At 37.2% G+C, this 847-nt stretch carries 1 protein-coding gene; it reads left to right on the top strand.

The window, feature by feature from the left end; all coding sequences use genetic code 11:
* A partial coding sequence (locus E8E75_RS00045; protein WP_280357618.1) for a hypothetical protein occupies positions 1-312 on the top strand: 312 nt, incomplete at its 5' end.
* Between the last annotated feature and the right edge of the window lie 535 nt (positions 313-847).

Genomic DNA, 847 nt, shown 5'->3' with positions numbered 1-847 from the left:
GTGTGTATGGTTTTGATGATGCTTATGTATATTTTAGAGCCAATTTTGATTTGGTTTATTAGTGTTTTAGAAATTATTACGAGAAGTTTGCTTACAAATATTACTATTGATTGTATGAATACTTGGGCAGACTTGATGATGGTTTGGAGCAGTCTGGTTGATGAGATTAGGATTGTGGAAATTAGGAAAGACAGACTGGTTATGATGCGTTTAAGTGTTAGGGCAGTTGATTTGGTAGATGCATGCACTAGAATTGTTATTGCTGTAAGAATTGAATTTAGTATACTACAAGTGTGGAAAGTAGTTTTGTGATAAAGATTGGAAAATAGTTTAGTGGTGATTATTCCAATTTTAGTGCACACATTTAGGATAGTGAGGATGTTGAGGAGGACAGTTGCGGTCAGGAGTCGGATTCGGGCGATTTTGGTATTGAGAAGTTCTACTGGGTCATATACTGTTACAACTACTGGTTTAAATGTTGTTTTAGAGTAGTCAAAATATGCAGTCGAATATGTGTTTTGCTGATTGATGCCTAGTTCATTGACGAGATTTGTTATTGTTTGACTACTTGTGGTTTGTTGAGGAAGTGGTAGTTGTTGCTTGTAGGGCTTTGACTTGTTTGTTTTGGATGTTGGTTCTACTGTGACTGATTGAATGCCACATGTTTTGATGAGTTTTAGAAGTTCCGAGTCAGACTTGACTGTTGGTGTGGGGTCGGGTGTTTGTTGTGGTTTGGGTGTGTTGTGTGTGATAATGTGTTGAATGGCTTGTTTGTGTTTGTGTGTGCGGTTCATTGTGAGTTCGTGTAGGTTCTTTGTTTGTCCCTGGATAATGAATTTATACACTA

The organism is Pseudomonas sp. BN606 (assembly GCF_029873115.1).
Lineage (GTDB): Bacteria > Pseudomonadota > Gammaproteobacteria > Pseudomonadales > Pseudomonadaceae > Metapseudomonas.
This window is presented reverse-complemented; position numbering and strand designations above follow the sequence as displayed.